The organism is Neoluteolibacter marinus, assembly GCF_014904755.1.
GTDB lineage: Bacteria > Verrucomicrobiota > Verrucomicrobiia > Verrucomicrobiales > Akkermansiaceae > Haloferula > Haloferula marina.
Genome location: NZ_JACZFQ010000120.1, coordinates 1 through 4,575 on the forward strand (window position 1 = coordinate 1; position 4,575 = coordinate 4,575).

Consider the following 4,575-nt stretch of genomic DNA (forward strand, 5'->3'; position numbering starts at 1 on the left):
CCCCCGGCGTCAATGGGGTCATCCCGTTCACGGAGAGCCCGTCTTTGTGGAGCCCGAATTCAGGCGCCCATAAACCGCCGCTGCCAGCCATGGCTAGGAATCCCAATTTGACCCATGATTTACCAACCGTGGTGGACAGCGGATACCACTCGTCGAAAACAAGCCTCTCTAGACCTTCCCCCGCACCGTCAGCCCAATCCTTCCGGTAGCCCACGAGGCTCTCCTTCCCGCTTCTGGTTCACCAGATTCTCATCGGCCGTCTTCAAGACCACGGTGATCCACTTGCCCACCACCTCCCTCCCCTTGTCGAGGGTCACGCGAAGCTTCCAATGCTGCTTGCTCTCATCCTAGGTCAGGTGGAGCAATCGCTCTATCTCACGGCATTTGCAATCGGAGGGGCAGCCGGTTGCTAGAGCGTCGAGCGCCGCAGCTTATGTATCCGTCACGGGACTTCACGTGATCGGCGGTGAAGGGAATCCAGGGCACGGCGCCATGACACCGCGCCCCCTCCCCAGTTGGCGAATCCGCTCAGTGGTCCCGGCCTTCGACCCGCCCAGCTCGACCCCGAATACCTCGCGATCCCTTGATCTTTTGGAACTCGAAAGCAGGAGTAACAGGTTCTCTCACCTTTGCGGATGATCCTCAGGGGCTTACAGGCTTCATCGCCGCAGCAGCGCCGACGCTCAGCTCGATCCCGTTGACAGCCATCACCTTGCAAACCAGCCTCCGACTGAAACATCCGTTGGCGTATCGGAGTTTGCCGATATGCTCACCGGGTTTATAAATACTGTTCGACCAGAGAATGAAGAAGCGACTCCGCATCGCCGCGCTTGTCGTGCTTGCTGTCGGTGGCTTGGTAGGCCTTTCGAGGCTCTTCGATTTTCCAGCCTTTGAAGATCGCGATGCGGACGAGATCAACGGCCTGCTTGATCCATCAATTTCGAAGTTCTATTCCTACTCGCTCGGCGGCTTCCTCGACGAAGAGTTTCTTTGGCGGGTCGATGGTGATCAGGCGGCGATCGAGTCGATGCTACTCAGGATTGGACTGGAGAGGACTGACAAGATTCCTCGAGAGTTTTGGAGGCTGTGCCCATATTACTGGCCGAAGGGCAGTTTTAGCGGAGCGGTGGGGTATCGTTCGGCCTTTTTCGACGCCGCTAGTCGGGGACAGGATGGGATGCACTTTTTCGCCGTCCATGATCCCTCGAATAGCCGGGCTTACGTGTGGGTGAAGAGCAACTTCTGAAGGTGAAACTCAAAGAGGTCGAACACGCCATGGTAGGCAACCCCGCGGGCTGGTCTGCTCCAATCGTAAATTCGGGCTCCACCTCAGCCCGCTGGTTGCCTACACTGTAAACGTTCGGCAGAAAATGAAGCTACGATCCGGCATCAAACTCTTGGCAGAGATCGTGGGGTATGGCGATCCAATTGCTGACAATGATCGCTGCGATGTGGTTCTCAAGTTTTACCGGAATCAGGGTGAGCCCCTACTCATGCAGACTGCGCTCACGGATCCGATTCCGTATGTGACAGAAGGAGAGCGTGGTTTACAGATTGCATGGGAAGCGCCTCCAATGATCGAGAGCCACGTCGTGGTTGCACGCAATCTTGCCGTTTCCCGGGGAGCCGACGTTCTGCCTGGAATCTATTACACGCTCTTGGGTATGCGCACCGGTGGCTTCCGGCATGTCGCGATACCTCCCCATCTTTATGCGCACTCGATGCATGAGATCCACGGCATTGACCGGGATTCCGTCATCAAGCTAGAGTGCTTCGTTACCGCAAGAAGGTAATCCCAAAAGCCGAACACGCCATGGTAGGCAACCCCGCGGGCTGGTCTGCTCCAATCGTGATTTCAGGCTCCACTTCAGCCCGCTCGTTGCCTACACTTTGATCGTTCGGCAAGAAATCCCATTTGATGAAAGTTGCTCCCGAAATCGATGAGCTTCTAGATCAGGCCGAGGAGGGCTACATGATACCGTGCCGCAGCGAGAAAGGGCGCGTGGATCTACACGCCCGGGCTGTCAACGGTGATACCCTCCTTCACGTCGCAGTAGGGGCACGCAACTTCACTGCGATTAGACTCCTGCTTGATGCTGGCATCGATATTAACTCTCAGGGGGACTACCACGAGACACCACTCTTCGCGGCTGCCGCTTCCTGCGATCTAGGACTCGTCGGATTTCTGCTTCAGCTAGGAGCTGATCCTAAAATTCCGGATCATCGAGGCACCCTGCCAGTTGACGCCTTGCTTTATCGCCTCAAGGGCCTGCCAGAGGAGGAGCTGCAGAGGCTCTCTAATTTGCCATGGACGATTTTCACCGGCCGCAAAGAAGCCGAACAAGCCGACGATAGCGACTCTCCTCAGCTGCCTTCCTGACCGACGCTCCCCTCTTCCCACCAAACCAAAGGCCCGTCCGCGAATCACGGACGGGCCTCTTCGTTTCAACATCCTGCTCCCCGCCTCACTTGGCGGCGGGCTTCGGCTCGGGGGCTTCCCCCGCCTTGGGCTCGGCGGTCTTCGGCTCCGCGGCCGGTGGCTTGTCGACCAGTTCCTTCACCTGCTTGAAGTGGAGGAATGCGTTGGTCGCGGCGCTGCGGCCCAGGCGGACGGTCTCGCCTTTCTCATAGCGCTTGCCGTTGACGGTGATCCCTTTCGGGTCGGTGACTTTGTAGCTCTTCATGGCGTCGGTTTCAGTGTGAGCGCTGGGGATCAGTTCAGGACGTTGGAGAAGTAGTAGCCGGCACCGGCCGCCACGACCTTCTCGTCGGTGTACTGCCGGGCGCGGACCACGCGCGAATCGATCTCGTCCTGGTCGTAGGTGAAGGTCGACACCCCGGATGGACCCGAGCCGCCGGCCGCGGTCCAGTTGAAGGTGCGGGCGAAGTTCAGCGCCTTGAGGTCGGCGGTCTCCTGCGAGTAGGACAGGAAGGCCTCGTCGTCCCAGATGCCCCCGAGGTCGGCGGCCTGCCCCTCGGCGGCGGTGTTGATTAGGTCACCGGACACCACGATCTCCACCTGCAGCACGTTCTCGAGCATCTGCTTGGTCAGGATGCCGTCGGTGTTGGTGTAGTAGCCCTTGAGCTCCGGCGCGTGGGTCAGCGCGGTGTAGACGTCGTAGGGCAGCGTCAGCAGGTTCGGCACCACGCCGATCTGCGCGCGGATGACGTCCTTGGCCGCCTGGAGGTCCTGGACGATGGTGGTGTTGGCCGCGGCGTTCCACTTCACGCCCGGGCTGGCGGTCTGGGTCACCCCGCGGGCCAGGTTGCGGACGCGGATCTCGTGGTTGATCGCAACGATCCGGATGGCCCGCTCCATGGCCGAGCGGTCGGCGGCGAAGATGCTCGCGTACATCGCCAGCTCCATCTTGTCGATGGGCTCCTCGATGCCGTAGTCCTTCGCGAGGAAGGTGTCGTCGCTGAGCCGCGACTTCACCCGCTTGAACCCGGTCGATGGGGCCCGGCGGATGTCGGTCGGGATGTCGGTGAAGTTCGAGGTGTCGAACACGTAGTACGCCGCAGCGTGGATCTGGGTATTCAGCACCGGGGCGATGCGGCGGCCGGCCAGCGGCAGCGACGCCATGTAGCGGGTCGCGATGCCGGTGAGGAGTGGATTGAGGAGCGGGGTCTTCATGATGGGAAATCAGAGGTGGTGTGGGAATGGGGCGAATCAGGTGACCCGGGCGCCCTTGGCGATGACCCCGCCGGCGATCACCTTGACGGTGCCGCCCTTGCCGAGCAGCCGGACGTTGACGTGGGGATTGCCCTGCTGCTTCTGGAAGAGCACCCCGATGGCATCGTCGATCGAGGTGGCCAACTTGACGGTGCCCTCGGCGGCGCCCAGCGCGACGAGGTGGTGTTCCTTGTCGAGCAGCGCGTCGGTCGCTTCCTCGGCGAAGGCATGGTATGGAGAATCGGTGAATGTCTGCATGATCGTGTCGGTTCGGGATTCGGCGGGGAAGGATCAGCCGGCGGTGCCGAGCGACTTGAGATAGTCGCTGTAGAGCGCGGGATCGGAGGCGGCGATGAGCTCGAGCGCCTGGTCGAAGCTTTCCGCCTGCTTGGCGGTGACCAGCTCGCGGGCCTTGGTCTCGATGCCGTGCCCGCCCTGCGTGCCGCGGTCTCCCTGGCCGGCAAGGATCACCGGCTGGTCGAGGCCTTCGTGGAGCTTCGGCAGGCCGGCCAGGATTTCCTCGGCGAAGCTGTCGCCGGCTTCGATCTTGTCGCGGAACTTGGTCTGGCGTTCCTCGTCCTTCGGGGCGATACGGCCGTCGGCCACCGCCGCCTTGACCAGCGTTTCCGCGCGCTCCTTGCGGGTCTTCTTCGCCTCGGCCGCGGCGGCATCGACCTGCTTCTTCAGCTCGCCGTTTACGCGCTCCAGCTCGGCGGCCCGGGCGGTAACAGTCTGGTTGTCGGACTTGAGCTTCTCGATGGCTTTGACGGCCTCGGCTTCCGCGTTCTCGGCGACGGCGCTGATCGCGAGCGCGGCGAAGATGAGTTTGGACATGGTGTCGGGAGTTGGTGTGGTTGCCGCCGCATCACTCGCGGCGATACGCGGAATTTCCCGGAAGGCCG

At 61.3% G+C, this 4,575-nt stretch carries 8 protein-coding genes; 3 read left to right on the forward strand and 5 right to left on the reverse strand.

The features are described from left to right. The coding region (locus IG178_RS25710; RefSeq protein WP_226895699.1) for a hypothetical protein at positions 1–214 on the reverse strand (214 nt) is incomplete at its 3' end. 588 nt (positions 215–802) lie between these two features. Here IG178_RS25710 and IG178_RS22745 point away from each other — a divergent pair. The 3 genes from IG178_RS22745 to IG178_RS22755 all read left to right on the forward strand — a co-directional run bounded on the left by IG178_RS22745 (position 803) and on the right by IG178_RS22755 (position 2,380). Further along, on the forward strand, positions 803–1,246 hold the full coding sequence (locus IG178_RS22745; RefSeq protein WP_193214891.1) for a hypothetical protein: 444 nt from the start codon (positions 803–805) through the stop codon (positions 1,244–1,246). Positions 1,247–1,370: 124 nt separating this feature from the next. Beyond that, entirely contained in the window at positions 1,371–1,793 is a 423-nt protein-coding gene (locus tag IG178_RS22750) for a hypothetical protein (RefSeq protein WP_193214892.1), read from the forward strand. Between the two features lie 125 nt (positions 1,794–1,918). Beyond that, the gene (locus IG178_RS22755; protein WP_193214893.1) at positions 1,919–2,380 is read left to right on the forward strand and encodes an ankyrin repeat domain-containing protein; all 462 of its coding nucleotides are present in this window, start codon (positions 1,919–1,921) and stop codon (positions 2,378–2,380) included. 85 nt (positions 2,381–2,465) lie between these two features. Here the strand turns inward: IG178_RS22755 and IG178_RS22760 are convergent, their stop codons facing one another. Genes IG178_RS22760 through IG178_RS22775 form a run of 4 tightly spaced genes read right to left on the reverse strand, consistent with a single transcriptional unit; the run spans position 2,466 to position 4,507 of the window. Further along, positions 2,466–2,684 carry a hypothetical protein gene (locus IG178_RS22760; protein ID WP_193214894.1) on the reverse strand — a complete coding sequence of 73 codons (219 nt, stop codon included), beginning with the start codon at positions 2,682–2,684 and terminating at the stop codon, positions 2,466–2,468. Between the two features lie 29 nt (positions 2,685–2,713). Further along, positions 2,714–3,634, reverse strand: coding sequence for a hypothetical protein (locus tag IG178_RS22765; RefSeq protein WP_193214895.1), 921 nt, complete (start codon positions 3,632–3,634; stop codon positions 2,714–2,716). A 36-nt stretch (positions 3,635–3,670) separates the two neighbouring features. After that, the gene (locus IG178_RS22770) at positions 3,671–3,931 is read right to left on the reverse strand and encodes a hypothetical protein (protein ID WP_193214896.1); all 261 of its coding nucleotides are present in this window, start codon (positions 3,929–3,931) and stop codon (positions 3,671–3,673) included. A gap of 33 nt (positions 3,932–3,964) precedes the next feature. Next, positions 3,965–4,507: a hypothetical protein gene (locus IG178_RS22775; protein ID WP_193214897.1), complete on the reverse strand. Its 543-nt coding sequence runs from the start codon at positions 4,505–4,507 to the stop codon at positions 3,965–3,967. Positions 4,508–4,575 lie beyond the last annotated feature (68 nt).